This window comes from Anaerococcus porci, assembly GCF_009696575.1.
Taxonomy (GTDB): domain Bacteria; phylum Bacillota; class Clostridia; order Tissierellales; family Peptoniphilaceae; genus Anaerococcus; species Anaerococcus porci.
This window is the reverse complement of sequence record NZ_VULQ01000010.1, coordinates 49552-76353: the sequence shown is the minus strand read 5'-3', so window position 1 is coordinate 76353 and position 26802 is coordinate 49552. Positions and strand designations below refer to the sequence as shown.

The 26802-nt window shown below is 28.9% G+C and carries 36 protein-coding genes and 1 riboswitch; of the genes, 9 read left to right on the top strand and 27 right to left on the bottom strand.

Annotation, left to right across the window (positions count from 1 at the left end):
- Together FYJ26_RS08380 and FYJ26_RS08375 are read right to left on the bottom strand one after the other, a co-directional pair.
- Positions 1–468: transposase (locus tag FYJ26_RS08380; protein ID WP_195837855.1), on the bottom strand; the 468-nt coding region annotated here is incomplete at its 3' end.
- A gap of 240 nt (positions 469–708) precedes the next feature.
- Positions 709–1989: a bifunctional folylpolyglutamate synthase/dihydrofolate synthase gene (locus FYJ26_RS08375; protein ID WP_326831247.1), complete on the bottom strand. Its 1281-nt coding sequence runs from the start codon at positions 1987–1989 to the stop codon at positions 709–711.
- Positions 1990–2104: 115 nt separating this feature from the next.
- On the opposite strand from FYJ26_RS08375, the gene FYJ26_RS08370 reads away from it, so the two are divergent.
- Together FYJ26_RS08370 and FYJ26_RS08365 are read left to right on the top strand one after the other, a co-directional pair.
- Complete coding sequence (locus FYJ26_RS08370; RefSeq protein ID WP_154541460.1) at positions 2105–2617, top strand: type 1 glutamine amidotransferase domain-containing protein; 513 nt, start codon at positions 2105–2107, stop codon at positions 2615–2617.
- Entirely contained in the window at positions 2614–3327 is a 714-nt protein-coding gene (locus FYJ26_RS08365; RefSeq protein ID WP_326831246.1) for a heparan-alpha-glucosaminide N-acetyltransferase domain-containing protein, read from the top strand. The genes FYJ26_RS08370 and FYJ26_RS08365 overlap by 4 nt, the downstream gene beginning before the upstream one ends.
- Before the next feature lie 30 nt (positions 3328–3357).
- Here the strand turns inward: FYJ26_RS08365 and FYJ26_RS08360 are convergent, their stop codons facing one another.
- The 10 genes from FYJ26_RS08360 to glmM all read right to left on the bottom strand — a co-directional run bounded on the left by FYJ26_RS08360 (position 3358) and on the right by glmM (position 9033).
- Positions 3358–3819, bottom strand: a complete 462-nt coding sequence (locus tag FYJ26_RS08360) for a Fur family transcriptional regulator (protein ID WP_154541458.1) — start codon at positions 3817–3819, stop codon at positions 3358–3360.
- Between the two features lie 123 nt (positions 3820–3942).
- Positions 3943–4320 (bottom strand): 50S ribosomal protein L7/L12, encoded by a 378-nt coding sequence (gene rplL / locus FYJ26_RS08355; protein ID WP_154541456.1) that lies wholly within the window; start codon positions 4318–4320, stop codon positions 3943–3945.
- A 38-nt stretch (positions 4321–4358) separates the two neighbouring features.
- A complete protein-coding gene (gene rplJ, locus FYJ26_RS08350) occupies positions 4359–4907 on the bottom strand; it encodes a 50S ribosomal protein L10 (protein WP_154541454.1) in 549 nt (182 codons plus the stop codon).
- A 199-nt stretch (positions 4908–5106) separates the two neighbouring features.
- Positions 5107–5817 (bottom strand): 50S ribosomal protein L1, encoded by a 711-nt coding sequence (gene rplA / locus FYJ26_RS08345; RefSeq protein ID WP_154541453.1) that lies wholly within the window; start codon positions 5815–5817, stop codon positions 5107–5109.
- 37 nt (positions 5818–5854) lie between these two features.
- Positions 5855–6289, bottom strand: a complete 435-nt coding sequence (rplK, locus tag FYJ26_RS08340; RefSeq protein WP_154541452.1) for a 50S ribosomal protein L11 — start codon at positions 6287–6289, stop codon at positions 5855–5857.
- 63 nt (positions 6290–6352) lie between these two features.
- Positions 6353–6940, bottom strand: a complete 588-nt coding sequence (gene nusG / locus FYJ26_RS08335; RefSeq protein WP_154541451.1) for a transcription termination/antitermination protein NusG — start codon at positions 6938–6940, stop codon at positions 6353–6355.
- A 7-nt stretch (positions 6941–6947) separates the two neighbouring features.
- A complete protein-coding gene (secE, locus tag FYJ26_RS08330; RefSeq protein WP_154541450.1) occupies positions 6948–7130 on the bottom strand; it encodes a preprotein translocase subunit SecE in 183 nt (60 codons plus the stop codon).
- A 14-nt stretch (positions 7131–7144) separates the two neighbouring features.
- Positions 7145–7294, bottom strand: coding sequence for a 50S ribosomal protein L33 (rpmG, locus tag FYJ26_RS08325; RefSeq protein WP_154541449.1), 150 nt, complete (start codon positions 7292–7294; stop codon positions 7145–7147).
- A gap of 58 nt (positions 7295–7352) precedes the next feature.
- Positions 7353–7703, bottom strand: coding sequence for an aspartate 1-decarboxylase (aspartate alpha-decarboxylase) (locus tag FYJ26_RS08320; protein WP_412030668.1), 351 nt, complete (start codon positions 7701–7703; stop codon positions 7353–7355).
- Complete coding sequence (gene glmM, locus FYJ26_RS08315; protein WP_154541447.1) at positions 7693–9033, bottom strand: phosphoglucosamine mutase; 1341 nt, start codon at positions 9031–9033, stop codon at positions 7693–7695. The genes FYJ26_RS08320 and glmM overlap by 11 nt, the downstream gene beginning before the upstream one ends.
- A gap of 105 nt (positions 9034–9138) precedes the next feature.
- Here glmM and FYJ26_RS08310 point away from each other — a divergent pair, with 105 nt between their 5' ends.
- The 3 genes from FYJ26_RS08310 (at position 9139) to rsmI (ending at position 12135) form a co-directional block, all read left to right on the top strand.
- Positions 9139–10548: an aldehyde dehydrogenase family protein gene (locus FYJ26_RS08310; protein WP_154541446.1), complete on the top strand. Its 1410-nt coding sequence runs from the start codon at positions 9139–9141 to the stop codon at positions 10546–10548.
- A gap of 77 nt (positions 10549–10625) precedes the next feature.
- Positions 10626–11327, top strand: coding sequence for a tRNA1(Val) (adenine(37)-N6)-methyltransferase (locus tag FYJ26_RS08305; RefSeq protein WP_154541444.1), 702 nt, complete (start codon positions 10626–10628; stop codon positions 11325–11327).
- Positions 11317–12135 carry a 16S rRNA (cytidine(1402)-2'-O)-methyltransferase gene (gene rsmI, locus FYJ26_RS08300; protein WP_154541442.1) on the top strand — a complete coding sequence of 273 codons (819 nt, stop codon included), beginning with the start codon at positions 11317–11319 and terminating at the stop codon, positions 12133–12135. Before FYJ26_RS08305 ends, rsmI begins: the two co-directional genes overlap by 11 nt.
- On the opposite strand, the gene dhaM is transcribed toward rsmI, so the two are convergent.
- The 3 genes from dhaM to dhaK are packed head-to-tail and all read right to left on the bottom strand — an operon-like array spanning position 12132 to position 14098.
- A complete protein-coding gene (dhaM, locus tag FYJ26_RS08295; RefSeq protein ID WP_154541440.1) occupies positions 12132–12518 on the bottom strand; it encodes a dihydroxyacetone kinase phosphoryl donor subunit DhaM in 387 nt (128 codons plus the stop codon). The two genes, rsmI and dhaM, sit on opposite strands and share 4 nt — an antisense overlap.
- Positions 12511–13110 (bottom strand): dihydroxyacetone kinase subunit DhaL, encoded by a 600-nt coding sequence (gene dhaL, locus FYJ26_RS08290; RefSeq protein WP_154541438.1) that lies wholly within the window; start codon positions 13108–13110, stop codon positions 12511–12513. The genes dhaM and dhaL overlap by 8 nt, the downstream gene beginning before the upstream one ends.
- A gap of 1 nt (position 13111) precedes the next feature.
- A complete protein-coding gene (gene dhaK, locus FYJ26_RS08285) occupies positions 13112–14098 on the bottom strand; it encodes a dihydroxyacetone kinase subunit DhaK (protein ID WP_154541436.1) in 987 nt (328 codons plus the stop codon).
- A gap of 74 nt (positions 14099–14172) precedes the next feature.
- Between dhaK and FYJ26_RS08280 the strand changes: the two genes are divergently transcribed.
- The 3 genes from FYJ26_RS08280 to FYJ26_RS08270 all read left to right on the top strand — a co-directional run bounded on the left by FYJ26_RS08280 (position 14173) and on the right by FYJ26_RS08270 (position 15689).
- Positions 14173–14484, top strand: a complete 312-nt coding sequence (locus FYJ26_RS08280) for a hypothetical protein (protein WP_154541434.1) — start codon at positions 14173–14175, stop codon at positions 14482–14484.
- Between the two features lie 218 nt (positions 14485–14702).
- A complete protein-coding gene (locus FYJ26_RS08275) occupies positions 14703–15134 on the top strand; it encodes a flavodoxin (protein ID WP_154541432.1) in 432 nt (143 codons plus the stop codon).
- Positions 15135–15143: 9 nt separating this feature from the next.
- Positions 15144–15689: a DUF3793 family protein gene (locus FYJ26_RS08270; RefSeq protein ID WP_154541430.1), complete on the top strand. Its 546-nt coding sequence runs from the start codon at positions 15144–15146 to the stop codon at positions 15687–15689.
- Between the two features lie 62 nt (positions 15690–15751).
- On the opposite strand, the gene FYJ26_RS11090 is transcribed toward FYJ26_RS08270, so the two are convergent.
- Genes FYJ26_RS11090 through ribD form a run of 6 tightly spaced genes read right to left on the bottom strand, consistent with a single transcriptional unit; the run spans position 15752 to position 19713 of the window.
- Positions 15752–16138, bottom strand: coding sequence for an HAD family hydrolase (locus tag FYJ26_RS11090; RefSeq protein ID WP_229771237.1), 387 nt, complete (start codon positions 16136–16138; stop codon positions 15752–15754).
- A complete protein-coding gene (locus FYJ26_RS11085) occupies positions 16138–16359 on the bottom strand; it encodes an HAD family hydrolase (RefSeq protein ID WP_229771236.1) in 222 nt (73 codons plus the stop codon). The genes FYJ26_RS11090 and FYJ26_RS11085 overlap by 1 nt, the downstream gene beginning before the upstream one ends.
- On the bottom strand, positions 16356–16814 hold the full coding sequence (gene ribH, locus FYJ26_RS08260) for a 6,7-dimethyl-8-ribityllumazine synthase (protein WP_154541428.1): 459 nt from the start codon (positions 16812–16814) through the stop codon (positions 16356–16358). Before ribH ends, FYJ26_RS11085 begins: the two co-directional genes overlap by 4 nt.
- A complete protein-coding gene (gene ribA / locus FYJ26_RS08255) occupies positions 16801–18030 on the bottom strand; it encodes a GTP cyclohydrolase II (protein ID WP_154541426.1) in 1230 nt (409 codons plus the stop codon). Before ribA ends, ribH begins: the two co-directional genes overlap by 14 nt.
- 5 nt (positions 18031–18035) lie before the next feature.
- Entirely contained in the window at positions 18036–18653 is a 618-nt protein-coding gene (locus tag FYJ26_RS08250) for a riboflavin synthase (RefSeq protein WP_154541424.1), read from the bottom strand.
- On the bottom strand, positions 18634–19713 hold the full coding sequence (gene ribD / locus FYJ26_RS08245; protein WP_154541422.1) for a bifunctional diaminohydroxyphosphoribosylaminopyrimidine deaminase/5-amino-6-(5-phosphoribosylamino)uracil reductase RibD: 1080 nt from the start codon (positions 19711–19713) through the stop codon (positions 18634–18636). The genes FYJ26_RS08250 and ribD overlap by 20 nt, the downstream gene beginning before the upstream one ends.
- An 81-nt stretch (positions 19714–19794) precedes the next feature.
- Positions 19795–19908: riboswitch (FMN riboswitch) on the bottom strand.
- A 185-nt stretch (positions 19909–20093) separates the two neighbouring features.
- Here ribD and FYJ26_RS08240 point away from each other — a divergent pair.
- Positions 20094–21113 carry a lipid II:glycine glycyltransferase FemX gene (locus FYJ26_RS08240; RefSeq protein ID WP_154541420.1) on the top strand — a complete coding sequence of 340 codons (1020 nt, stop codon included), beginning with the start codon at positions 20094–20096 and terminating at the stop codon, positions 21111–21113.
- A 214-nt stretch (positions 21114–21327) separates the two neighbouring features.
- Here the strand turns inward: FYJ26_RS08240 and rpsU are convergent, their stop codons facing one another.
- The 6 genes from rpsU to FYJ26_RS08210 all read right to left on the bottom strand — a co-directional run bounded on the left by rpsU (position 21328) and on the right by FYJ26_RS08210 (position 26802).
- Positions 21328–21507 carry a 30S ribosomal protein S21 gene (rpsU, locus tag FYJ26_RS08235; RefSeq protein WP_154541418.1) on the bottom strand — a complete coding sequence of 60 codons (180 nt, stop codon included), beginning with the start codon at positions 21505–21507 and terminating at the stop codon, positions 21328–21330.
- 35 nt (positions 21508–21542) lie between these two features.
- Positions 21543–21884, bottom strand: a complete 342-nt coding sequence (locus FYJ26_RS08230; protein WP_154541416.1) for a histidine triad nucleotide-binding protein — start codon at positions 21882–21884, stop codon at positions 21543–21545.
- A gap of 65 nt (positions 21885–21949) precedes the next feature.
- Complete coding sequence (gene brnQ / locus FYJ26_RS08225; protein ID WP_154541414.1) at positions 21950–23314, bottom strand: branched-chain amino acid transport system II carrier protein; 1365 nt, start codon at positions 23312–23314, stop codon at positions 21950–21952.
- 292 nt (positions 23315–23606) lie between these two features.
- Positions 23607–24884 (bottom strand): ClC family H(+)/Cl(-) exchange transporter, encoded by a 1278-nt coding sequence (locus tag FYJ26_RS08220; protein WP_154541412.1) that lies wholly within the window; start codon positions 24882–24884, stop codon positions 23607–23609.
- An 8-nt stretch (positions 24885–24892) separates the two neighbouring features.
- Entirely contained in the window at positions 24893–25720 is an 828-nt protein-coding gene (locus FYJ26_RS08215; RefSeq protein ID WP_154541410.1) for a C39 family peptidase, read from the bottom strand.
- Between the two features lie 203 nt (positions 25721–25923).
- Positions 25924–26802, bottom strand: a complete 879-nt coding sequence (locus FYJ26_RS08210) for a glycine betaine ABC transporter substrate-binding protein (protein WP_154541408.1) — start codon at positions 26800–26802, stop codon at positions 25924–25926.

Sequence of the window (26802 nt, the reverse complement as noted above, 5' to 3'; positions counted from 1 at the left end):
CTCTTCTATGGTTGGTAGTATTTTATTGGTTATTTTACTTACCATTGTTTCTGATATTCCAAAACCATAGATATCTTTGATGTGACTTGATATGTCTCTTGTTGTCATTCCTTTCCCATACATTGATATTATCTGATTTTCTATGTTTGATATGTCTTTTTCGTATTTTTTTAATGATTGTGGTTCAAATGTTCCTTCTCTATCTCTTGGTATGTTTAATTCTATGTTTCCGTAAGATGATCTAACTGTTTTTTTACTTGTTCCATTTCTTGTATTTAGGGAAAGTGGTTTTTCACCATATTCATAGTCTAAATGCTCATCTAATTCTGCTTTTAAAAGCTCTTGCATTGTATCGCCTAAAAGATCTTTTAGTGCTTCTTGAATATCTTGTGCACTTTGAGGCTGATATTCTTCAATTAACATTTTTGCTATTTTACTTCTTCTTGTTTCCGGTCTTTTTCTTGGCATAAAAATTCCTCCTGGTTAGTTTTTCTTTACCCTAATCAGGAGGTTTCTATACACAAAACTTTACACAGTCTCGGAGAAAACAAAATGGATGCCACCTACAAGATATAGGTTAGCATCCACTACAACTAATTAATTAAATATTATGTCCAGTTTTATGGGTACACTTCAAAAAAGGTAATGGTTGATACACAAAACTATTTACAGACCTTTCTATTTTACTAATAAAACCAAATCTTATGATTAACTTTCGTCTTCTTCATATTTTAATATCTCACCTACAAGATAAAGGGATCCGCACCATAGAACTAAGTCATTTTCTCTAGCAATTTTTTTAGAATAATCATAAGCCTTTTTTCTATCTTCTATAGGCTTTATATCATTAAATTTTTTTCTAATTTCATTTTCTAGATCTTCTATAGAAAATGCCCTAGGATTATCTATTTTAGTTATAATAATTTTTGAAGCTAATTTACTTAATTTATCAATAATATATGAATAGTCTTTATCTTTTAAAACGGAGAATCCAATTATTAATCTTTCATATTTAAAGAGCTTTAAAGATTTTATCAAGTAATCTATTGATTCTTTATTGTGACTTCCATCTATGAGAACTCTTGGATTTTTACAAATCATTTCTAATCGTCCAGGGTTTGCACTTAAATATATTCCTTTTTTAATAAGTTCATTATCTAAGCTAAAATCTTCTTTAAAATAATCTAATAAATTAATAGCATTCGTTGCATTATATACTTGATGTTCGCCTATTAGTTTAGTTTTAATATTTTTATACTCTCTGTAGTCAAATAAATTATAGCTATTATTCATATCCTTTATTTTTATATCATCAAAATTAAAAGTAATTATCTGTGAATTTTTTTCCAAAACCTTATCCCTTATAACTTCAAAAGCTCTCCTTTTTTGTGGATATAAAAATAATGGAGTTTTTTCTTTTATAATTCCTGCTTTATTTATTGATATCTCTTCTATTGTGTTTCCTAAAATATTAGTATGATCCATTGATATAGTTGTAATAAGGCTAGCAATAGGTTTTTTTACAACATTTGTAGAATCTAATAATCCACCCAAGCCTGCTTCAACTACAGCCACATCAACTTTTTTATCATAAAAATACTTATACATTATAGCAGTTAATGTTTCAAAGTATGTATTTTTATATCCTTTTACGTCAAGGTTTTCACATATTGGTTTAACCATATCTATATATTTAAAAAAATCATCATCACTAATAGCTTTACCATTAATTGTGATTTCTTCATTTATTTCTTTCATATAAGGAGATGTAAATAATCCACATTTTACTTTCAATGAAAGGGTGCTAGCAATAAAGTTTGCAGTCGAACCTTTCCCATTTGTTCCTGCTATATGAATTACTTTTATTTTATCTTGAGGATCCCCTAGTTTTTTTAATAATTCTTTTATAGCATCTAGGTTTCTTTTTTTACCAGCTGAATTTCCCCTATTATATATCCAATCTAAATAATAATCTTTATCCTTTTTCACTTTTTATCCCTCTCTAATCTGATATAAGTAGTATTATATAATAAAGAAAAAAAATTTTAAATACTATCATTTTGGGTAATTATTTAAAGTAACTTAATGGAAAGGAAAAGACCAAATGAAAAAAGTTGGAGTTTTAATAGAAAATTATTTTGATGAAAAGGAATTAATATATCCTTATTTTAGATTACAAGAAGACTTTAAGGTAGACTTAATAGGAACTGAAAAGAATGTTGAGTATACTGGTAAATCAGGAAGTTTTAAAATGAAATCAAACATTAGCTCAAAAGAAGCTAATCCTGATGATTATGAAGCTATATATATACCAGGTGGTTTTTCACCAGATGGTATGAGAGGATGTGAAGATACTATTGAATTTATAAATAAAATTCATGAACAAAATAAACCTATAGCAGCAATATGCCACGGGCCATGGGTTTTAGCTGATGCTATTGACTTAAAGGGTATAAAAATGACCTCTGTTCCAAAGATAAAAAATGACTTTATTCATGCAGGATGTGAATGGATTGATGAAGCAGTAGTAATTGATAAAAATATAATCACTTCAAGAACACCTTCCGATATTTCAAAACAAGTTCCTAAATTTGTTGAAATGATTAAAAATAAGTGAAAAGAATATATAACTTAGATAAATTTAGGGGATTTACTATTATATCTATGGTCTTATTTCATTTATGCTATGACATAAATTTATATATAGACCTTGGATATTATAATAATATCCTAATTAATAAGATATGGCAGTTATCTATTGCTGTATCTTTTTTCCTTGTTTCAGGTATCAGTTCTAATTTTTTATCTAGTTGTGATAATATTGTTAGAGGTATAAAAACTTCTATACTTGGTTTTTTAGTAACTACTATAACTTATATTTTTGTAAAAGACCAATTAATTATATTTGGTGTTCTAAATTGTCTTGGAATTTCTATGATTATAACAGGAATTATTAAAAAATATATAAATTTAGATAAAAAATTTTGGTGGGTTTTTATAATATTATTTATTGTAACCTATTCTGTACCACATAAAAGAATTTTAAGTCTTACTCTGCCTAGTTCAATTTATGAAATGAATTTATTTTTTTTGGGTTTTCCATCTAATTCATTTTATTCAACAGATTATTTTCCTATAATTCCATGGGTTTTTATCTTTATTAGTGGATATTTAATGGGGAAAATTTTAATTCAAAAAAACTTTTATAACTTATATGGGAAAGACAATCTATTAGCTAAAATAGGTCAACATTCCATACAAATATATTTATTCCATCAACCAATTTTATATATTTTAGTTTACTTATTCTTTAAATTAAAAAAATAAAAGCAGTTGCAAAAATTATGCAACTGCTTATTATTTGTCCTTTTTAGATAAACATGTGGGACATTCCCCACGAATTGTTATATCCACACTATTAATTGAGTAACCTTCCAGCTCGTCTAATTTTAGATTGTCGATATCAACATTCAAATCAAGAATGTCACCACAGTCTACACAAATAAAGTGTGAATGATGTTTATTATAAAAATCATATCTTTTTCTAGATTCGTTAAAATCTAATTCACTTACAATATTATTTTCTACAAATAAGTTTAATGTATTGTAAACTGTAGCTTGAGAAAGTATAGGGTCTTTAGATTTTAGATCTTTATAAATATCATCTGCTGTAGGATGTTTCATATTATTTACCAAATAGTCTAAAACCATTAGTCTTTGATGACTAACTCTAATGCCATGTTCCTTTAAGATACCTTTTTCTCTTATATATCTTTCTTCAGCTTCAACATTGACAAGAGAATCTATAATTTCCTTCATATTATCCTCTTTCCAAAATTAGAACCCTTCAATTTTAATATACATTATATTGAGCAATGTGTCAATAGCAATAAATACACAATAAAAAGGCCCAAAAGGGCCTTTAATGAATTGTACTAAAAACTATGCTAATTCTACTTCTGCACCAGCTTCTTCTAGCTTAGATTTGATTTCTTCAGCTTCATCTTTAGCTACACCTTCTTTAACAGGCTTTGGAGCTCCATCAACTAAAGCTTTAGCTTCTTTAAGTCCGAGACCTGTAATTTCTTTAACTACTTTGATTACATTAATCTTTGAAGATCCTGCTGAATTTAACATTACATCAAATTCAGTTTTCTCAGCTGCACCAGCATCTGCTGCACCAGCTGCTACTGGAGCTGCTGCTACTGTAGCTTGAGCTGTTACATCAAATTCTTCTTCTAATGCTTTTACTAATTCTGATAGTTCTAATACTGTAAGTTCTTTAATTTCTTCTAATAAGTTTGTTACTTTTTCTGACATTTTAAATCCTCCGATATTTATTTTAATATACTTTTAAATTAAGCCGCTTCGTTTTCTTTTTTATCTCTAATTGCATCAAGTGCATAAACAAGTTTAGCATTGATTTGTGATAAGTCACCTGCAAGTTTTCTAATAGGTGCTTGAAGTGTGTTAACAAGCATGGATGCAAGTTCTTGTTGTCCAGGTAATTTAGCAATAGCTAACATTTCTTCTGGATTTTGGTAGTTTCCGTCAACTACACCTGATTTTATAACAAGCTTTTCTTTGTTTGCATCATCTTGATCAATAAATTTACTTGCAACCTTAGGTCCATCTATAATTTCATCATTTGAGAAAATTAAAGCATTAGAACCTGTTAGCTCATCTTTGAATTGTTCAAAACCAAGTTTTTCAAACGCAAATCTCATCATAGTATTTTTATATACTTTATATTCTGTATTTGCATCTCTGAAGTTATTACGTAATTCTGTTACTTCTTTTACGTCCATACCATTAAACTCTACAAGAGTTACTGATTTAGCGTCTTCAATTTTTTTAACTATTTCATTAACAACTTCTTGTTTCTTTTGAATTGCTTTTTCAGACATATTTCACCTCCTATGGCTTTCCAAGTAGGTATATAAAAATCCCCACAACTAGACGTAATTAACGCCTACATCGGTGGGGATGTAGCTTCTTATTCTCCCACCTATACGGAATAATTAAACTAAGAGTCTCCGTAGTCTTTGGTAGCCTATTTATTTGACTATGATATTATATCACCATAGTTTTAGCTTGTCAATTTTTTTATTTTTCAACCAAGTCCATAGCTCTAGCTGGTGATAGCTTAATTCCAGGACCCATTGTTGATGTTATAGTAATAGATCTTAAATATTTTCCTTTAGCTGAAGCAGGTTTTGCTTTTACTATAGCTGTAAGTAAAGCTCTTAAGTTATCTTCTAATTTTTCTTTTCCAAACGATACTTTTCCACTTGGTACATGAACAAGGTTGTTTTTATCTGTCCTATATTCTACTTTACCTGCTTTTACTTCTTTGATAGCATTTGCTATATCATTAGTTACAGTACCTGATTTTGGATTAGGCATTAAACCTTGAGGTCCTAATACCCTACCTAATCTACCTACTTGACCCATCATATCAGGGCTTGTTACTATAACATCGAAGTCTAACCAATTTTCTTTTTGAATCTTATCAGTGTATTCGTCACTACCTGCATAGTCTGCACCTGCATTTAAAGCTTCTTCAACTCTATCTTCTTTAACAATAGCAAGTACTTTAACATCCTTACCTGTTCCATGTGGTAAAATTACTGTTCCCCTAACTTGTTGGTCAGCATGTCTTGAATCTACACCCAATCTTACATGTAATTCAACTGTTTCATCAAACTTAGCCTTTGCTGTTTGTTCTACTAAATCTAACGCTTCACTTAGCTCATATTCTTTTTGAGAATCCACTAATTTCTTTGATTCTATATATCTTTTTCCTCTTTTAGCCATTGTTGCCTCCTTGTGGTATAGCGAGTTTCCTCTTCCACTAATCCTCTACGGTAATACCCATGCTTCTGCATGTACCTTTGATCATACTCATTGCAGCTTCTAGACTTGCAGCATTTAAATCTTGCATTTTTGTTTCTGCTATTTCTTTAATTTGGTCAAGCTTGATTGAACCTACTTTCTTTTTGTTTGGTTCTCCACTAGCTTTATCAAGTCCAATAGCTTTTTTAATTAATACTGGTGCTGGTGGTGTTTTTGTGATAAATTCAAAAGATCTATCCGTATAAATTGTCATTTCAACCGGTATTATCATTCCAGCTTGATCAGCTGTTTTTGCATTAAATGCTTGTACGAAATCCATTATATTGATTCCGTGAGGTCCAAGTGCTGTACCTACTGGAGGTGCTGGAGTAGCCTTTCCTGCTGGCACTTGTAATTTTACTTTTGCTTGTACTTCTTTTCCTTTTGCTGGCATATTAAAATCCTCCTTTGTGGTTTATGGCGGGTTTTCCCCTCCCACTTACTTTACGTAAGCCAGTTAAATTTTCTCAATATCTTCAAAACCTAAGTCTATTATAGTATCTCTTCCAAACATTTCTATAAACGCTTTTATAGTTTGCTTTTCTAAATCTACTTCCTTAACTTCTGCTACTGAATCCTCAAAAGGTCCTTGAATAATATTAACATTATCTCCAACCTTTATATCAATATTTACTACAGGTTTATCTTCTTTTATTCCAAATTTCATAACCTCTCTTTTGGTTAGAGGAACTGGTTTTGAATCTGGTCCAACAAATCCTGTTACCCCTTGGGTATTTCTGATTATATACCAAGACCTATTTGTAATGTTCATTTTTACCATTACATATCCGGGGAATAATTTTCTAGTCTTAAGTTTTTTTGATTCATTTTTTACTTCAACATACTCTTCTTCCGGCACTGTTACATCGATGATATCAGGATTTTGTTCATTATCAATCATCATTTGGATTTTATCTTTAACCCTATTTTCGTATCCGGTATATGTGTGAACTACATACCATTTAGGTTGTTTTTCTGAATCTTTAGAATCAATTTTTTCGGTATTGTCTATTTCATTTGAATTATTAATTGAAGTATCTGTCATAGTATACCTACATCATTAATCCAAGTATGTTTCCAAAGACTATGTCTAATAACCAAATGAGAAGTCCTGTAATCACACTGACTATAATAACAAGTAATGAGTAATTTAAAGTTTCATTTTTTGTTGGCCATGTGATTTTTTTAAATTCTCTCTTTGTTGATTTAAGAAATCCATCGTTTTTCTTAGCCATTTAAAAACTCCTTACTATTTTGTTTCTTTATGAACAGTGTGTTTTTTACAGAAAGGACAATACTTTTTAAGCTCAAGTCTTTCTTGAGTGTTCTTTTTGTTTTTAGTAGTATCGTAATTTCTGTTCTTGCATTCTGTGCATTCTAGTTTTACTTTATCTGCCATTAAAACACCTCCTAATTTATATGGATAGTTCCATACAAGCATATATATTACCATGAATTCAGCCATGTGTCAATATTATTTTGATTTTTTTCAAAGCTTTTGTAAAAATCTTCTCTTCTTTTATAAGAAATTTTCTTAAATCATCTAAATCATGATTTGAAAAACATGTATCTTCATATGAGAGTAAAATATCTTCTATATCATCTAATTCAAAAATACCTTTTTCATACATTTTTCCTAAAAGATTGTGATTCTTGTCATAATAAACTTTTGGTGGAAACCCCTCGAGTTTTCTTGTGTCCACTGCTATATAAGACTCACTAGCATAAAGTCTATCATGGACAACTAAGACTTTCTCCTTTATATTTATATCTCTTTTAGTAAGGTAATCTTTCATATTATAGTCCATATTCTTTTATAACTTTTACTACCCTATCAACTGATTGCTCTGCAATCTCTTTTGTTTCTGCTTCAGCCATTACTCTAATCAATGGTTCAGTACCACTTTCTCTAACTAGGATTCTTCCTGAATCTTTTAAATTTTCGCTCTCTTTTTCTATAATATTTTTTATTTTTGAGTTACTTAATACAGATTTTTTGTCTTTAACCCTTATATTTTTAAGCATTTGTGGGTATATTTTTAAATCTCTTCTTAACTTTGAGAATGTAGACTTACTATCTATCATAACCTCCATTAATCTTAAGCTTGTTAGTATACCATCTCCAGTGTTTGCATATTTTGAAAAAATGATATGGCCGGATTGTTCTCCACCCAATTCATATCCATGCTCACTCATTTCAAGATGAACATACTTATCACCAACTGCTGTTTTACTATAGTTTATACCTATTTTATCAAAAGCCTTATATAAGCCAATATTTGACATAATTGTAGTTACAACGGTGTTTGATTCTAGGGCTCCTTCATCTTTCATATATTTTCCACATATATAGAGAATGACATCTCCATCCATTACATCTCCATTTTCATCAATAGCTATACACCTATCGGCATCTCCATCAAAGGCAAAACCACAGTCAAGTTTATTTTCTTTTACAAATTTTTGCAAAACTTCTATATGTGTTGAACCACAGTCTACATTTATATTAAAGCCGTTTGGTTTATTGTTTATTACATAAGTTTCAGCACCCAAAGCATCATAAACCGATTTCACTATTGATGATGCTGCTCCATTTGCACAATCAAGACCAACTTTTTTGCCCTTAAATGACTTGGTTACAGTTTGAATAAGATAAGCAATATATCTATTTCTTCCTCCTATATAATCTTGAGTCCTTCCTATGTCTTCTCCAGTTTTTAAATCAATATCTTTTATATCAGAGTCAATGTAGGCTTCAAGCTTTTCTAGAAACTCATCATCAATCTTCTCTCCATTTGAGTTTATAATCTTTATACCATTATCATTATAAGGATTATGGCTTGCAGTAATCATGACACCACAGTCAAAATCTTCACTTCTTACTATATATGAAACGGAAGGGGTTGTTGTTACATGTAAAAGATAAGCATCAGAGCCAGATGATGTAATACCACAAGATAAAGCATCTTCAAACATATATGATGACCTTCTAGTATCCTTACCTATTACAATTTTCCCCTTACCATTATTATTCTTATTAAAATAATCTCCTAAAAATCTTCCTATTTTTATAGCATGATATAGGGATAAATCTTTGTTTGCATTTCCCCTAAAACCATCTGTTCCAAAATATTTCATAAATACCTCCTACTCGTATATTATATATTATAAATTACTATATTATAACAATCAAGTAAGTTTAATTAAAGACATATTAGGGTAGAAAAATCATGAGGTGATAAGATGAAAAACGAATTATTATATATAAATGGAGAATATATAAAATCATCAAGTCATGATTTTATAGATGTTTTAAATCCTGCAACTGAAGAAGTTATATCTAAAGTTGCCAGGGCAAATGAATATGATATTAATCAGGCAGTAAAAGCTGCAAGTAAATCTTTCAAGGCTTGGTCGAAGACAAGTCTTTCTAAAAGAATAGAATATATAGAAAAATTTAAAGAATGGGCTTTAAGTAACGAAGAACGTTTTATTAATACAATGACTGCTGAACTTGGTGTACCTTATAATTTTTCTAAGGAAACTCAATTTATGAAACAAATAAAGAGAATAGAAAATTTTATTAAACAAGTTCAAAGTATAAAATTTAAAATAAAAATGAAAAATGGTTTTGTAAGATATGAACCAATCGGAGTTATCGCAGCGATTACACCTTGGAACTATCCTTTAGGTCAAATTGTTCAAAAAGTAATACCTGCTCTTCTTACAGGAAATACTGTAGTATTAAAACCAGCAAGCATCACTCCACTTACAGCCCATCTATTTGTTGAAGGTTTTGATGAAATAAATCTTCCAAAAGGTGTTTTAAACTTAATTACAGGAGATGGCAGTGAAGTAGGAAATATTTTAAACAAGCATAAGGATATTAGTAAGGTGTCATTTACAGGATCTACCAAAGCAGGAAAAATAGTCGCAAAAGATGCACTAGACTCTGTGAAAAATATTACCTTAGAACTTGGAGGAAAATCTCCTGCAATATTTATTGATGAAAGTCATATTAAAGATGGAGTCAAAACTGTATTAGACAGTATTTTCTTAAATACTGGACAAACTTGTTCAGCCCTGTCAAGAGTAGTTGTACTAAAAAATATTAAGAAAAATTTGATAAAGGAGATATTAAAAGAGGCTAAAAATTATAAGGTTGGAGATCCTAAACTTAAGGAAACAGATATAGGACCTATGTCTTCAAAAGAACAGTATGATAAGGTAATCTCTTATATAAATAAAGGTGTTGAAGAGGGAGCCAAAATAATATTTGGTGAAATCAAAAAAAAATATTCTAAAGGATACTTTATTAATCCTTTAATCTTTGATAAGGTAACAAAGGATATGGCAATTCACAAAGACGAAATATTTGGTCCAGTCCTTGTGATAGAGGAAGCAAATAATATTGAAGAAGCAATTGAAATTGCAAATGATGTAGAATATGGACTATCAGCAGCAGTTTTTGGAGAAGAGAATAAGGTACTTGATATAGCCGATGAAATTAAATCAGGACAAGTTATAATAAATTCATCAAATGGTGATATTAATTTACCTTTTGGAGGCTATAAGCAATCTGGACTAGGTAGAGAGGGAGGAATTTTTGGTTTAATGGAATATTTAGAAGTTAAATCAATTCACCTAGAATAGGTATTTTAAGTTGAGAGTTATTGCATTGTGTAATAACTCTTTTTTGATTAATTTACATATTATTATATAATCAAACTATGGATAAATTAGATTATATACCAAGAACAAAATTAAAGATGAAACATGTGGATAAATCTTATTCGTTTGGAATAGATTCTATAATCTTATCAAATTTTTCTAAAATGAAAAAAGATAAGACTTTAATTGATATTGGATCAGGAAGTGGGATTTTATCTCTAGCATGTCTACATTACTATAAGCTTAAGAAAGTTTATTCAATAGAAATACAAGATGAAAAAGCTAATCTTTTGAAGTATAACTTAGAAATTAATAAAATAGATAGAATAAAAGTTATCAATGAAGATTTAAATACGCTAGATTTTAAAGAAAATTATGTAGATTATATAATAACAAATCCTCCTTATTACAAAATTGATGCTAATATAAATAACAAAAAAGATGAATTTTTAATATCAAGGCAAGAAATTAAAATGAACCTTGATGATATTTTTTACTTTTCTAATAAAGTTTTGAAAGACAGGGGGAAACTTTTTATGATACACAAACCAGAAAGGCTTGTCGATATTATAAAAAAAAGTAGAAACCTTAAGCTAAAAAGAATTAAATTTGTCCAATCCAAAGCTGAATTAAAGCCTGTTTTTGTCTTATTAGAATTTGTAAAAAATGCTAATGATGGACTTTTATTTGAAGACCCTCTTATCATTTATGATGCAGATGGTAATTACACTGAAAACATGAGGAAAATAAATGGATTATAGTATATATTTTGTACCAACACCTATAGGGAATTTAGAAGATATAACAATTAGAGCTATAAACGTCTTAAAAGGGGTTGATATTATAGCTTGTGAAGACACAAGAGAAAGTAAAAAACTTTTAAATCATTATGACATAAATAAAAAGCTAACTTCATATCATAAGTTTAACGAGAAACAAAAATCCGAAGAAATAATAACAAATGCTAAAGCTGGAATAAAATATGCCATAATAACAGATCAGGGTATGCCTGGGATTTCTGACCCTGGTCATATCCTAATTAAAGAATGTATAAGAGAAAATGTACCTTATACTATACTTCCAGGTGCAAGTTCTATACTTACAGGTCTTATTGCAAGTGGATTTGATAACGAAAGATTTTCTTACTATGGATTTATACCTAAAAAAAAGCAAGATAAAAATAAACTTTACGAAAATTTAAGCAAGGAAAATAAAACATCAATACTTTTAGACACTCCACACAATATTTTAGAAACTATAGAGGACTTTAAGAATATATTCCCAGAAAGAAGGCTTGCCATAACTAGAGAACTTACTAAAAAGTTTGAAGAATATAAGATTTATAGGATTTCTGAAATAAAAGACTCAGACTTAACTTTAAAAGGTGAATTTGTTTTAATACTTGAAAAATCACTTGATAAAAAATCAGATTCCATTAAAAATTATAAGAATGAAATATTTTACATGAAAAAATCCGGTAAATCAACTAAGGATATAGTAAAATCTCTTAGAAAATCTACAGGATTTTCCAAAAATGAAATATATGATTATATCATAAGTTTAGACTAAATTTTACTTTTTGGATAAGACTCAAGATAAGATTTAATTTCTTCTAAAGTTTGCCCAGCTGATGCATTAACTGCAACTTGAACACTTGTTTCAACTAGCGGTGTACCAGCAAGGTAAACTTTTTCTTTTTTAGCTTCATCAAGCATATCTAATGCCATTTGACAATTAAGCATAGAAGAGCCTAAATCAAAAAATACAACTAGTCCATCATCATGTATATTTTCATTCATGAGCTTATAAATCTCATCGAAATTCGATCCAATATTTCCCTCCTTATCTCCTCCACTTATTACTATATTAACATCTGATGTCATTTGCTTTAATATATCTTTTAGTCCCTCAACTAATTTTCTACTATGACTTGTAAGCAATATATTAACCATCTAAGTCTCCCATCAAAGTTTCAATCATTAAGTAAGATGAACATGCTCCTGGATCTATATGGCCTATAGACCTATCTCCAAGATAAGATGCTCTGCCCTTTCGTGCTTTCATCTCCTTTGTATCTTCCATTTTCTCCTTAGCTAATTTTACTATTTCGCTATATGGCTTATCTTCATATAAAGCTTTTGAAACAGGCTCTAGTACATCAACCATAGTTTTATCATTAATTTGTGCTTTTCCCCTCATGATAACTCCGTCTAACCCTTTGCTAAAAGCATCTGCAAATTGTTTTTTATTAATGTTGTCACTATCATCTAATCCTTGAGCAAATTTCATAAAAAAACTTCCATATAGAGGACCACTTGCACCACCTACATTTGATATAAGAGTCATAGCAATTTTATTTATTAACTCTTTCACACTTTTAAAGTCATCCTCTAAGATGATTTTTACAGCTGTAAACCCCTTTGCCATGTTATAACCATGATCTGCATCCCCTATTTGTCTATCAAGCTCTGTTAAATATTCTTTATTTTCAATTATAGTATCTGAAATATCAGATATTTTCTTCTTTATATTTTCTATATCCATATTAACTCCTAACTACATCAACATCTTCATCTAGTAGACTTAAAATTTCGTCATCAACTTTAAATAGACTGATAGAAAATCCTGCCATATCCATACTAGTCATATAGTTTCCTACATAAGTTCTTAATACTTTGATATTTTTTTCTTTCAAATAATCTGACAAGTAATTATTTACTATAAATAGTTCCATTTCAGTAGTTTGTCCCATACCATTAACCATTACTACAAAATCACCATCTATATTGTCATAATCCCTTAATATGGTATCAATCAATTCTTTAGTAATTTCATCAGCACTTTTAATCTTTTCTTTTCTAATGCCAGGCTCACCATGGATTCCTATTCCTATCTCCATTTCTTCGTCAGAAAGATTAAAACTCTCATTTCCAGACATTGGATTTATACAAGCTTTTATGCCCATACCCATAGATTTTATATTATTTACTATTTTATCTGCCATAGATTTTATATCTTTAAGATTTTTACCATTTTTAGCCATAGCACCTAGTACCTTATGAACAAAAATTGTACCTGCTATACCTCTTCTACCAGTAGTAAAACTAGAATCTTCTACAGCAACATCATCATCTACAATTATATAATCAACATCTATCCCTTCCATCTCTGCCATATCTTTTGCCATCTCAAAATTCATTACATCACCAGTATAATTTTTTACAACCATAAAAACTCCTTCTCCAGAGTCGGCTTTCTTAATAGCCTTTAATATTTGGTCTGGTGTTGGTGAAGTAAAAATATCGCCACAGACAGCACAATCAAGCATCCCATCTCCTACATATCCAGCATGAGCTGGTTCATGACCACTTCCACCTCCTGAGATGAGTCCTACTTTTCCTTTTATAGGCAAGTCTTTTCTACATATAACATGACTATCTTCAATTAACTCAACCTTATTTGGATTAGCCTTTACTAAACCTTGTAACATTTGATCAATAATTAAATTTGGGTTATTAATAATTTTTTTCATATCTAATCCTTTCTATTATTTCTATACCCAAAAAAAGATTAGATAAAAGGTGTATAATAAATAAGAGTGATATTATGAAGATAAAATTTGATGAAAAATCCAAAAAATATATTAAGAAAAATAAAATAAAAAATATTGTAATTCAAGTTGATAGAAATTCTAAACAAGCATGTTGTGGACTTGGATCCATTGATTTTGAAGTTTTTATAAATTCTAAGCATAAGGTTAAAAATTTTAAGCATATTAATAAAAATGATTTGGAAATTTATTATGAACCAAGCCTTGAGTTTTACTTTAAAGATGATGACGAAATTCTAATAAAAATTATAGGATTCTTAAATTTTAAAAAATTATATGTGGCAAACGAAGTAAACGTTCTCAAATAATTTAATATTCTAAGACTTTAGATATAATTTTATATATATTTTTTTATTTAAGTGCCTATTTCTAATATTTTTATACGATAATTATCAGTAAACTTTATATATTTTATTATAATATTTAAAAAACTTCTTGACAAATATAAAATTGGCGTGTATTATAGAGCTAGATATTGATATAGGTTATCAGTATCAAATAATTAATAACACTCAAGGAGTACACAATGAAAAAAGTTGCAGTAGTTTATTGGTCAGGAACTGGTAATACAGAAGCTATGGCCGAAGAAATATCAAATGAATTAAAATCAAAAGATATTGAAGTAGAATTACTTGGACCAAGTTCATTTACTAAAGATGATATTGAAAAGTACAATGGAATTGCTTTCGGATGCCCTGCTATGGGAAGTGAAGAATTAGAAGAAACTGAATTTGAACCAATGTTTGCTGATATTGAAAGTTCACTTTCAAATAAGCCTGTGCTTTTATTTGGTTCATATCAATGGGCTGATGGTGAATGGATGCAAACATGGCAAGAAAGATGTGAAGCTTTAAATGTAAATCTTGTAAGAGACGGACTTATTGCTTATGATTATCCAGATGATGATGCATTAGAAGAATGTAGGCAAGCTGCTGATAAATTAGCGGAGTCTATCTAGGGGCTATAAATGAATGAAGAATTGTTAATTAATTATGCATCACCTACTCTTGCTAATAAGAAAATAGCAAACTTGTTCACCTTTAAGAATACCAAAAACTTAGATATAGAAGAAATGGTAGTTGAATGGAACAAGGTACTTAATGAAAAGAACGTGTATGTGGAAATACTCAAAAAATCTAGTTCCTCTGCTCAAATCTATACATATAGACCTTCAAAGCTTAAATACGTATTAAATGAATCAAAAACAAGAACTCTCCTTAATCGCTTGGGATATAATACAAGTGATATGAACTTATGTATAGAATACCTAAAAGTTAGAATTAAGAAAATTGATTTTCCACATGAAATTGGTATCTTTTTAGGATATCCTTATGAAGATGTAACAGGCTTTATCAACAATAAAGGTAGTAAATTTTTAGCTAATGGCTATTGGAAAGTTTACGAAAAGAAAGAGCAAAAACTAAAAATCTTTAATAATTACAACAAAATCAAAAAATCTTATAAAATTCTTTTTAATCGATATAAGGATATAAGAACTTTATGCATATCTTAACAATTCTTACTAAAAATTATAAGTCTTGCAACAATTTATTCCCCAAAGTCAAAAGTCCTAAGCTATAAGCTAAGGACTTTTATTTTTAATATATCTTCAATTTTTTCTATTTTATAATCTGAAAGCTCTCCTTCATTTTCTTTGGAATAGCCGTAATTTGCAAAAATGGATATTTGATTGTTTTTAAAGCCAACCATTATATCTGATAGCCTGTCTCCTATCATAATAAAATCATCATTAATACTTTCATATAAAATTTGGTACTTTTCCTTATAAGAGAAATCTTCTCCTACTAGATAGCTTTCAATGTATCTATCCAAATTATAGATCTCCCTGGCAATATTGATATAAGCTTTAGTACAAGAAGAACATATAAAGATACTATATTTTTTGTTTAGGATTTTTAAAACATCTTCTGTATTTTCAAAAAGCTTACCATACTTAGGCATTAAGCTAATCTATTATTTCCAGTTTCTTTCATAAGCTTTTCTTTATCATAAGAATTATCTAAAAATTCATCCCATATTTTTCGTGGAGGATCACCTAAATATAATAACGGATTTAAAGAAGGACTTTTTATATTGTTATCATTTAAAGTCTTATAAAAAGCTCTTTTGTAAATCTCATCACTTTGATGAAGGGTTCCATCAAAGTCAAATACTAAAATCATATAAGACTTACTAAATTTGCCATCTCTATTGCAGATATTGCAGCTTCACTTCCCTTGTTTCCAGCCTTAACTCCTGCTCTTTGAATAGCTTGCTCTATAGTATCTGCAGTAACTATACCAAATATAACTGGCTTACTAGATTCTAAGGATACATTTGCAATTCCCTTAGAAACTTCACTACATACATAATCAAAGTGTGGTGTTTCTCCTCTTATCACTGCTGCTAAACATATGATAGCATCATAATCTTTTTTTGTCAGAAGTTTTGCAACAAGAGGAATTTCAAATGCGCCTGGAACCTTTATAAGTTCAACTTCCTCATCTTTTACATCATGTCTTTTAAGACTATCAACGCATCCTTCTACAAGCCTATCAGTAATAAAGTGATTAAATCTTGCTACTATAATTGCATATTTTTTTCCACTTGATATTAAATTTGCACTAAACTCTTTCATTTACTTCTCCTTTAAATTCTAATAATTCATGTCCCATTCTTACAACTTTTGTTTTTAAATATGCTCTATCTACATGATTTGAAAGAATTTCAATAGGAATTCTTTTATTAACTCTTATTCCATACTTTTCAACTTGCTTAATCTTATCTGGATTATTAGTCAATAAGTTTATAGATTTTACACCCAACTCATTTAAAATTCGACTTGCTATTTTATAGTCTCTTAAATCTGGCGAAAAACCTAACTCTACATTAGCATCTACTGTATCAAATCCATTTTCTTGCAAATGGTAAGCCTTAATTTTGTTAAATAAACCAATGCCTCTGCCTTCTTGTCTAAGATATATGATTATTCCGCTCTTATTTTTATCTATCATTTCCATAGCCTTATGAAGTTGTTTTCCACAATCACATCTATTTGAAGCAAAAACATCTCCTGTAAGACATTCTGAATGGATTCTAGTTAGGACATTATTTGTACTTATGTCTCCTTTAATTAAGGCTAAATGTTCTTTATTCTCACCTTTATCTAGAAAAGATATAGCCTTAAAATCTCCATATTCTGTTGGAAGACTTATAATCTTAGTTTTTTCTAAAGGAAATTCTTCTTTTTTCCTTAAATCAATCTCATTTTCTTTTATATAATTTTTTATAGCTTCAACACTTGTCATCCTAATATTTAATTTTTCGGCAAGCTTTACTACATGCTTACCCTTTAACATATGCCCATCCTCTGCCATTATTTCACAACATAAACCAATTTCTCTAAGATTTGCAATCTTCATTAAGTCTACTGTAGCTTCTGTATGGCCATCCCTAACTAAGACTCCACCATCTCTTGCAATTAGCGGAAATACATGGCCTGGTCTTCTAAAATCACCTGTTTTTGACTCTTTATCTGCCAAGGCTCTAATTGTATACGCTCTTTCAAAAGCTGATATACCTGTAGTAGTATCTACATGATCAACTGATACTGTAAAGGCAGTTTCATGATTATCAGTATTATTTTCTACCATCACATTTAAGTTTAGTTTTTTAGCAATTGATGATGATATGGGAGTACAAATTAATCCTCTTGCATACTTTGCCATAATATTTACCATCTCTCCTGTGACATTTTCGCCTGCACAAATCATATCAGCTTCATTTTCCCTGTCTTCATCATCCGTTACTATTATTATTTCATTATTTTTTAATGCTTTAATTATTTCTTCCATCTTCTTTAAAAACCATTTTCTAATAAAAAGTTTTTATCCAACCTTTCTTTTTTTGTAATAGATTTTTGTATAAATCTTTGAATTATGTCAGTTTCTATATTAATTTTGTCTCCAACTTTCTTATATTTAAAATTGGTCTTATAAAAAGTTTCAGGTATTAATGATACTGAAAAATTATTGAAATTATCGCCAGATACTGTTAAGGATATTCCATCAAGAGAAATCGAACCTTTTTTTACTACAAGATTTTGGATATAATCATTACATTCTATAGTAAATACATTCTCTACAATTTTTTTGATTTTTCCTACTCCATCTACATGACCTTGGACTATATGGCCATCCAGCCTATCTGAAAGTCTCATAGCCCTTTCTAAATTAACTTTTTTGTTTAGAATTGAGATATCAAACTTTGTCATTTTTAAACTTTCCTCCATTATGTCAGCTTTATAGGAGTTATCGTTAATTTCTTTAACTGTAAGACACACACCATCAGTCATTATAGAATCACCAATTTTTGTATTCTCTAAAACTTTTTCACATTCTATTTCGATTTCAACATGTCTTCCCATGTTTTTAAAAGATATTACCTTACCTAATTCTTCAGATATTCCAGTAAACATTTTTTGCCCCAATCATTATATCCGTATCAAATCTTTTAATATCTTCAATCTCAAACTTATATCCATACTTAATATTATCTACTCCCCTACCACTAAAAGCAGATTTAGATCTGTCTCCTGCAATAATTATTGGAGAAATAAATTCATAAATCCTATCTACAAGATTTTCTTTTAAGAAACTATAATTTATAGTAGAACCTCCCTCTACCAAAATTGATCCTAAATTCATCGCATATAATTTATTAACAAGATCGTTTAAATCTATCCTATTATTTTTTGATTCACACCTAATAATATTTAAATTCTTATTTGTAGAATATTTACAAGTTGCTATAAATGTTTTTTTATCACTTTCTAAATCAAATATTTTAAAATCTTTGATTTTTTTTTCAATACTTAAATTAGAATCAAGAATAACTCTTACAGGATCAATTCCTCCGTCAATTCTTGAATTAAGCGAAGGATTATCTTTTAAAATAGTTTCCTTACCTACAATAATTGCATCATAATCATTTCTAAGTTTGTGGACATATTCTCTTGAAAACTTATTGCTAATCCATTTAGAATCTCCTGTGTTTGATGAGATCTTTCCATCAAGAGTTTGAGCATATTTTAAAGCTATAAGAGGTCTATTATATTTAATATTAAAGAAAAACTTTTCATTTAATTTAAGACCCTCATCTTCTAAAATTCCAGTTACAACATCTATACCATTATCTAGAAGTTCTTTTATTCCTGAAACCTTAGGATTTGTATCAAGGTTTGAAATAACAACTTTTTTTATACCTCTTTTTATAATCTCTTTTGTACATGGTCCTTGCTTTCCATAGTGAGAACATGGTTCAAGATTTACATAAAGACTTGCACCTTTAGGATCTTCTTTTAAATTGTTAAAACAATCTATCTCAGCATGTATCATACCGTAGCCATGATGGTAGCCTTCTGATATGATTTTTCCATCTTTAATTAAAACCGCTCCTACTAATGGATTTCTCAATACTCTTCCTTTTGCTTTTAAAGCTAAATCAAAACATTTTTTCATATAATATTTATCATTCATTTTGCCTCCTCCACAATTCTAGGCAATAAAAAAGATCCCTTTTCAGGGACCTTAAAATTAGATTTCAAAATAAAAACATATTGTAATCTTCTACCATCCAGACTATAACTGTCGGTATAGGAATTTCACCTATTCAGCAAAAAGCTCGCGGACTTTACCGCCGGTGGGGACTTACACCCCGCCCTGAAGAATTGTGTTATTTTATTTACACCTCTATTATAATACATTTTTATAACTTGTCAACGTTATCATAAAAACTATAAAGTTTTGATTCTGAGCATATATATGATATAGTATATTTTTTCATATCCATAGAACAAAATTGAAATTTAATTGAACATTTGATATGATATTAAAGAATATAATTAATCGGAGGACTTATGAAGCTCGATTTAAACAATGATAAACAAGTAAAAAAATATAAAAAATTTCTATATAAACATCCTAGAACCAGCATCTTCCAAGACTTTGCTTGGGCTGATGTTAAAGATTCTTGGGATAGTAATTGTTTCTATATAGAAAAAAACGGTGAAATCAAAGCTGCAGCTCAAGTATTATCTATTTATAATAATAAAGCAAATAAGAAATTGTTTTACTGTCCTAGAGGTCCTGTTTGTGACCTAAATGATATTAATACAACAAAAGAAATTATTGATGAAATAAGAGATTTTGCAAGTAATAATGATGGTTTTTTAGTAAAGTTTGATCCTAACTATGAATTTAGTAAGGAACTTGTCGAAAAATATGAAGACAATGGAATAAAATTTTCTTATGAAATGTATACTTATATACAATTTCCTTATTCTATGATGCTTGATATAGATGGAAGAAACTTTGAAGATGTTATTCAATCTTATTCAAAAAACGGAAGAAAACAGGTTAGAAAATCTTATAGACAAGGTTTTGAACTTTATATTGGAAATAGAGAAGATATAGAAATATTTTATAATATTACAAAGGAAATGAGTGAAAGAAAGGGAATAAATCATAGACCAAAAGATTATTATTATAAGCTCTATGATGCATTTAAAGATAATTCTAGAATAAGTTTCGTAAAATATAAAGGTGAATTCTTATCATGTTCTTTCCTTATTACTTTTAGAAATTATTCGATAGCACTATATGGAGCTGATAATTTAAAAGAAGATCTTGGTCAATCATATTTTCTAGATGCTGAAGAAATTAGATACTGCTGTGAAAATAATATAAGATATTATGATTTAGGTGGAGTAAAATCTCTAGATATAAGTGATGGTTTATATAACTTCAAAAGAAAACTAACTAACAATAATATAGTAAAATGGATTGGCAATATTGACTGTATTATAGACAAGAATTGTTATAACAAATTTATAGAAGGCAAAGAAAAAACTAATTTCGATCCAAGACTTAATAACTAAAAATATGGGGCTATTGCAGAATGAATTAATCGTTCCAAAATCATTACAAGCTCATCCTCAACAATTTAGCCTCCCTGAAAGGCAGGCTATTCTCAAATTGTCTATGAATTACTTGTAATGATTCAACGTTAGAAATTCATAATTTTCTGTAATAGCTCCATTTTTTATATTTCTTAATTAATAATAAAAAAAGACCCATATGGGCCTTAAATTACTATTTTTTTCTTTTTTTTCTTTTTGCAGCCTCAGATTTCTTTTTTCTCTTGAGGCTTGGCTTTTCGTAGTGTTCTCTTTTTCTATATTCTGTAAGAACACCGGATCTTGCGCATTGTCTTTTGAATCTTTTAATTGCACTGTCAATTGATTCATTTTCTCCAACTCTGATCTCTGTCATCTCTATCCCCCCTCTCGTAGAACACATTTTAATTATCAACCTGGTGGCCATTGTAGGGATCTTTGAGCTAGTACATGAAAATGCATGTGTTTAACTGTTTGTCCCCCATCAACTCCTGTGTTATTGACTATTCTATAGCCATCTTCTGCTAAGTTTAAATCTTCAGTTATTTTTTTTATAACCATGAAGATATATGATATCAAATCTTTATCTTCGTATTCAAGCTTAGCCAAACTTTCAATGTGTTTTTTTGGTATAACAAGAAAATGGATAGGTGCCTGTGGATCTTGATCATTAAATGCAATTACTTTTTCATCCTCGTAGATTATATCTGATGGAATTTGACCATCAGCAATCTTACAAAATACACAGTCCATACTTCACCCCCATTAATAAATATAATATCATATTTTTATTAAAAGGTAAAATTTTTTTATAATTTCTACATATTATTACTTCTAATATTTTCTCTATTTAATCTTAGTAAAATAATTCCTACAATAAATCCAATAATAGCAGGTACTAGCCAACCAAATCCTATACTAAATCCAGGTAAGATTCCATAAATAAAAGATAAAATGTTTATAACTATATTTGAACCTGATATTGGCTTTGGAAGAGCCTTTAAAAAGTCAAATATAGAAAAAACAGCTGTAAAAAGTATTGTAGTTTTAAATATTTTTTTATTTTTACCTATGATTGGAGTCATCAACGATAATACAATAAGTACTATAGCCAAAGGATATAGGTACATTAAAACTGGTATGGATAAACTAATTATATTTGCAAGTCCTAAATTTGCTATTAAAAATGATACTACTGTAAATAATATTGCATAAGTTTTATAAGACAGAGAATTTGGATACATTTCTACAAACATCTCAGAACATGATATTATTAAACCTATAGCAGTTTTTATACAAGCTATAATTACCATGGCTGCTAGCAGATACTTTCCAAGATCTCCTAAATAATGTTTTGAAATTTTCGATAAAATTCTTCCACCATTATTTCCTAAATCCATTATGCCAACTGATGAAGATGCCATAAATGAAAGTGATACATAGACCAAGCTCATGGCTATCAAGCAAATCACACCACTTTTAAGAGTTTCAATAGCAATTCTATTAGGATTATTAACTCCCAATTTTCTAATGCTAGATATAATTATTATGGCAAAAGCTAATGATGCTAATGCATCCATTGTATTATATCCATCTAATATTCCTTTTAATAAAGGATTATCTTGATATGTATCAATTGGCTTGTTTGTTCCTAATTCACCCATAGGCTTAACTATAGCAAATATAACCAATATAGAAAGTAATACCAAAAAAGCTGGTGTTAATATTTTTCCTATATTATCCATAACCTTTCCAGGTTTTAAAGAAAAAATAAGTACTATTGTAAAAAATATTAATGAAAATATGAGTAAATACATTCTTATTTTTTCTTTAGCTACAGATGATGCTATACCAACTTCAAAAGCTACTGTTGAAGTTCTAGGAATTGCAAAAAATGGACCTATAGTTAAATAAAGAGCTGATGTAAAAACATAGGCAAATTTATTACCCGCAGTTTGCCCCATTTCAAATAAAGAATCACTTTTTGATATGGCGCTAGCAACAACTCCTAACAAAGGAATTCCAACACCGCTTATTATAAATCCAAGTGTAACTAAATATAAGTTAGAACCCGAATTTTGTCCTATCTCGATAGGAAATATAAGATTTCCTGCTCCAAAATATAGACCAAAAAGTAAAGATCCAATCAAGAGAGTTTGGCTAAAATTTAATTTCTTTTTCATTATACTCCTCTAAATATTTATATTTATATAATTGTTATGAAAATTATACATATATATTCAATATTAAAATTATAACATATTATAAAGTTTTATTAAAGGTGATTTTAGTAAATAGCTTTTATAAGAACTTATAATTATTTTGCATATTTTTATAGATATAAAAAGGTAGTTTAACTATCAATAAATTTTAATTTTACTTAATAAAAGACAAACTTAAAGATTATTGTTGATTTAAACTTAAATTTTGATATATCATTATATGTCATTCAAATAGAAAAGATGCCTAATAATTTCAACTAAGCATCTTTCTTTTTATTATTATATCTAATAGTGATTCATATATAGGTTCATTTTTTGTAAGTTCTGAAACTATATATGCCATAAGGGTAACTATAACTATAGGTAATAGAAAATCTATCTTACCACCCGTCATCTCCAATATGAGAAAGATTCCTGTTAAAGGTGCCCTAACAATAGAGCCAAAGTGTGCAGCCATAGAGAGCATTGAAAATATAATTATTTCATTTTCTCCTACAAACCCCATTTTAAAAAGTATAGAACCATAAATATTTCCAACTAAAGCTCCCAATGCTAAGAGTGGAAAAAAAATCCCTCCTGGTATACCAGAACAAAAAGCTACAAATAATAATAAAAGCTTACCTACATAAAAATATATCAGTACTTTTATATCTTCATTTCCATTTTGAGCAAGTCCAATAAAATTTTCTCCTGAGCCTAGCATTCTCTTATCTAAAAGTAAGACTATAGATGTAATAAAAAAAGGAATTATATATTTTATTTTTTGACTAATGGCTAATTTATTATATAGATATTTTCCATATAATATTCCCTTATTAAATATCAAAGATGATAAGCCTACAAGAATAGCTAAAAATAAAAGATATGACCAATACTTACTTGATAAATCCAATGAATTATTTATTTTTATTACTGGACTATTGCCAATAAGAAAACTAGTAACAAGACTTGCTGAAATCACAGTCAAAGTAATATATATAAAGCCTATTCTTTTACTTTTTTTCATAAGTTCTTCTATGGAAAAAGCAATGGCTGATATGGGTGCAGTAAATGCAGATGTAATTCCTGAAGACGATGATGCTACAATCATTATATCCTTATCATTTTGAGAAAGTTTAAATATATCGGAAATTATTTCACCGATAGAACCTGCTATTTGAACAGATGGACCTTCTCTTCCAAGACTTAAACCTGAACCAATTGATAATGTTCCACCAATTAATTTATATATTAAACAAGTTAGGGGATTATAAGATAATTTCTTATTAAGCTTTCCAGATATTTGTGGAATACCAGAGCCTCCTATCATAGGTTCCTTATCAACACATATTGCCACTATATAGCCAATTAACAAAAACATAGCTATAAAGATTAAAGATTCTAATAAACCTTTTTGTCCAAATTCTATAAGTATGGCAATCAAATAAATTAGTTTTGGGATAACTATTCTAAATAAAGACACTACTAGACCTGAAATAAACCCTATAATAATTGATATAAATATTAATTTGTACGATATTTTTTCTTCCATCATTTCTCCTAATATAATAACCATATATTTGCAATTTCATCTTTTAACTGATTAAAAGTCCAAGTTTTTTCAGAATTTTTTATGGAATTTGGATCATTTACTATAAACTTACCATTTTTATAAGAATCAATGACTAATATATGACCACTTAAAGTAAAATAACCCTTATTTACTGATATTAAAAGTGGATATTGCTTTAATATTTCAATCATCTTATCTTCATCAAGATCTATAGTTTTTATATTAAAACCATATTTATTAGCGGCAAAAGTAAAAAATGACCAGTCTATACCATTATCTGTCATATAATTTTCTGCATCTGAAGATAATATGGCTGGATTTAAATCTAAATTCGGATTTAGCCTATTCAAAATCATGGATATAGATGTTGGACCACAACCAGCATAACCTATTACACTAGAACCTAGCCTATTATATGCCCATCTATTGTCCCACTGTATATAATATGGGGTTAACCTATTAAATGATACAGATTCACCATCATGATTTTCAAAATCATATATTCCGTTGTTATAATTATACACAAATTCACTTAAGTCCAAGTCATTCCCAACTAGATTTATATCTGTTTCACTAAGATTATCAAAGTTATTATAAATCCAGTTTATTTTATCATTCTTATCTTTGTTTTTCTCTATATTTTTATATAAGATATCTCTATCATCAGTCTTCTTTTTCCTAAAGATAGATTCCATATCTTCAAAAAAATAAGTAACTTTTTCAAAGATGCTTATATTTGAATCATCACTTTTAAATGAACAGGATGAAAAGATAAATAAAAATATTATTATCAATAAATTAAATTTTGTTTTCATATAATCACCAAAACTATTATATCATAGAAAAAAGATATAAAAAGGGTTGTTGCAAAATGAATTAATTGTTCCAAAATCATTACAAGTTCCTCCACAACAATTTGGCTTCCATAAGTCAGCAGGATATTCTCAAATTATCTATGAGTAACTTGTAATGATAAAACATTAGAAATTCATAATTTTGCAACAACCCCTTTAAAACATTAAAAATCTTTTAACTCTTCTATTGAATCTATATCAATATAAGCTGGTACTACAAAACCAATCCTAGCATTCACTAAATTTGATCCTAAATCATCTATCAAATCTCCATACTTATCCATATAATTTTTATGTGTTTGTGGAAGCCAAGCTGAAGGTGTAACATCTGCAGACCCATAAGCAATCGCCGCAAATAAAGGTCCTATCTCAACAGCCATCATTCTTACCTCAAAACCATAATCTTCAAGTATATACTTTAATACATTTGCAGACGCAAGTTCACTATCCCATGTTGCATGAGCAAGATTTATAAGCTCTCCATTAGATACCTTTACTCCTTCATACATCTTTTGGACCCTATCATGGTTATTATTTACCCATTTTCTAGATGCCTCTTTTATATCCATGCCATCATTTAAATCTATTAAAACTTCTTGCATATCATCTACAGTCCATTCAAAATTATCAAGAAGTTTATAGGCATTTGGCTTATCTTTTTTTAAATCTTTTCTTGCAAGTGTATGAATTTCTTCTGGCTTGCCAAATGATTCCTTTGGATCATTAAGAAATTTTAGGTCATATTTTGCAAATTTCCAGTGAGGAGTCCATCCGGTAACTACAATAGGAGCTTTTTTTCTTATGGCATCTCCTAACATTTGAGTCATTACAGCAGATGAACCCGTAGTAAGTGTTTGATGGAGTCCATAATCATCCATGGCTCTTTTTGCTGCTTGCATAGTACCTGAACCAGGTTCTATGCCGATAATATATTCATTAGGTGCATAATCAAAATTTACTTTTTCACCATCTTTATTAGTATCACTGCATCCTGTAAGAATAATTATAATAGCTAAGGTTGAAAATATTTTTTTAATGTGCAT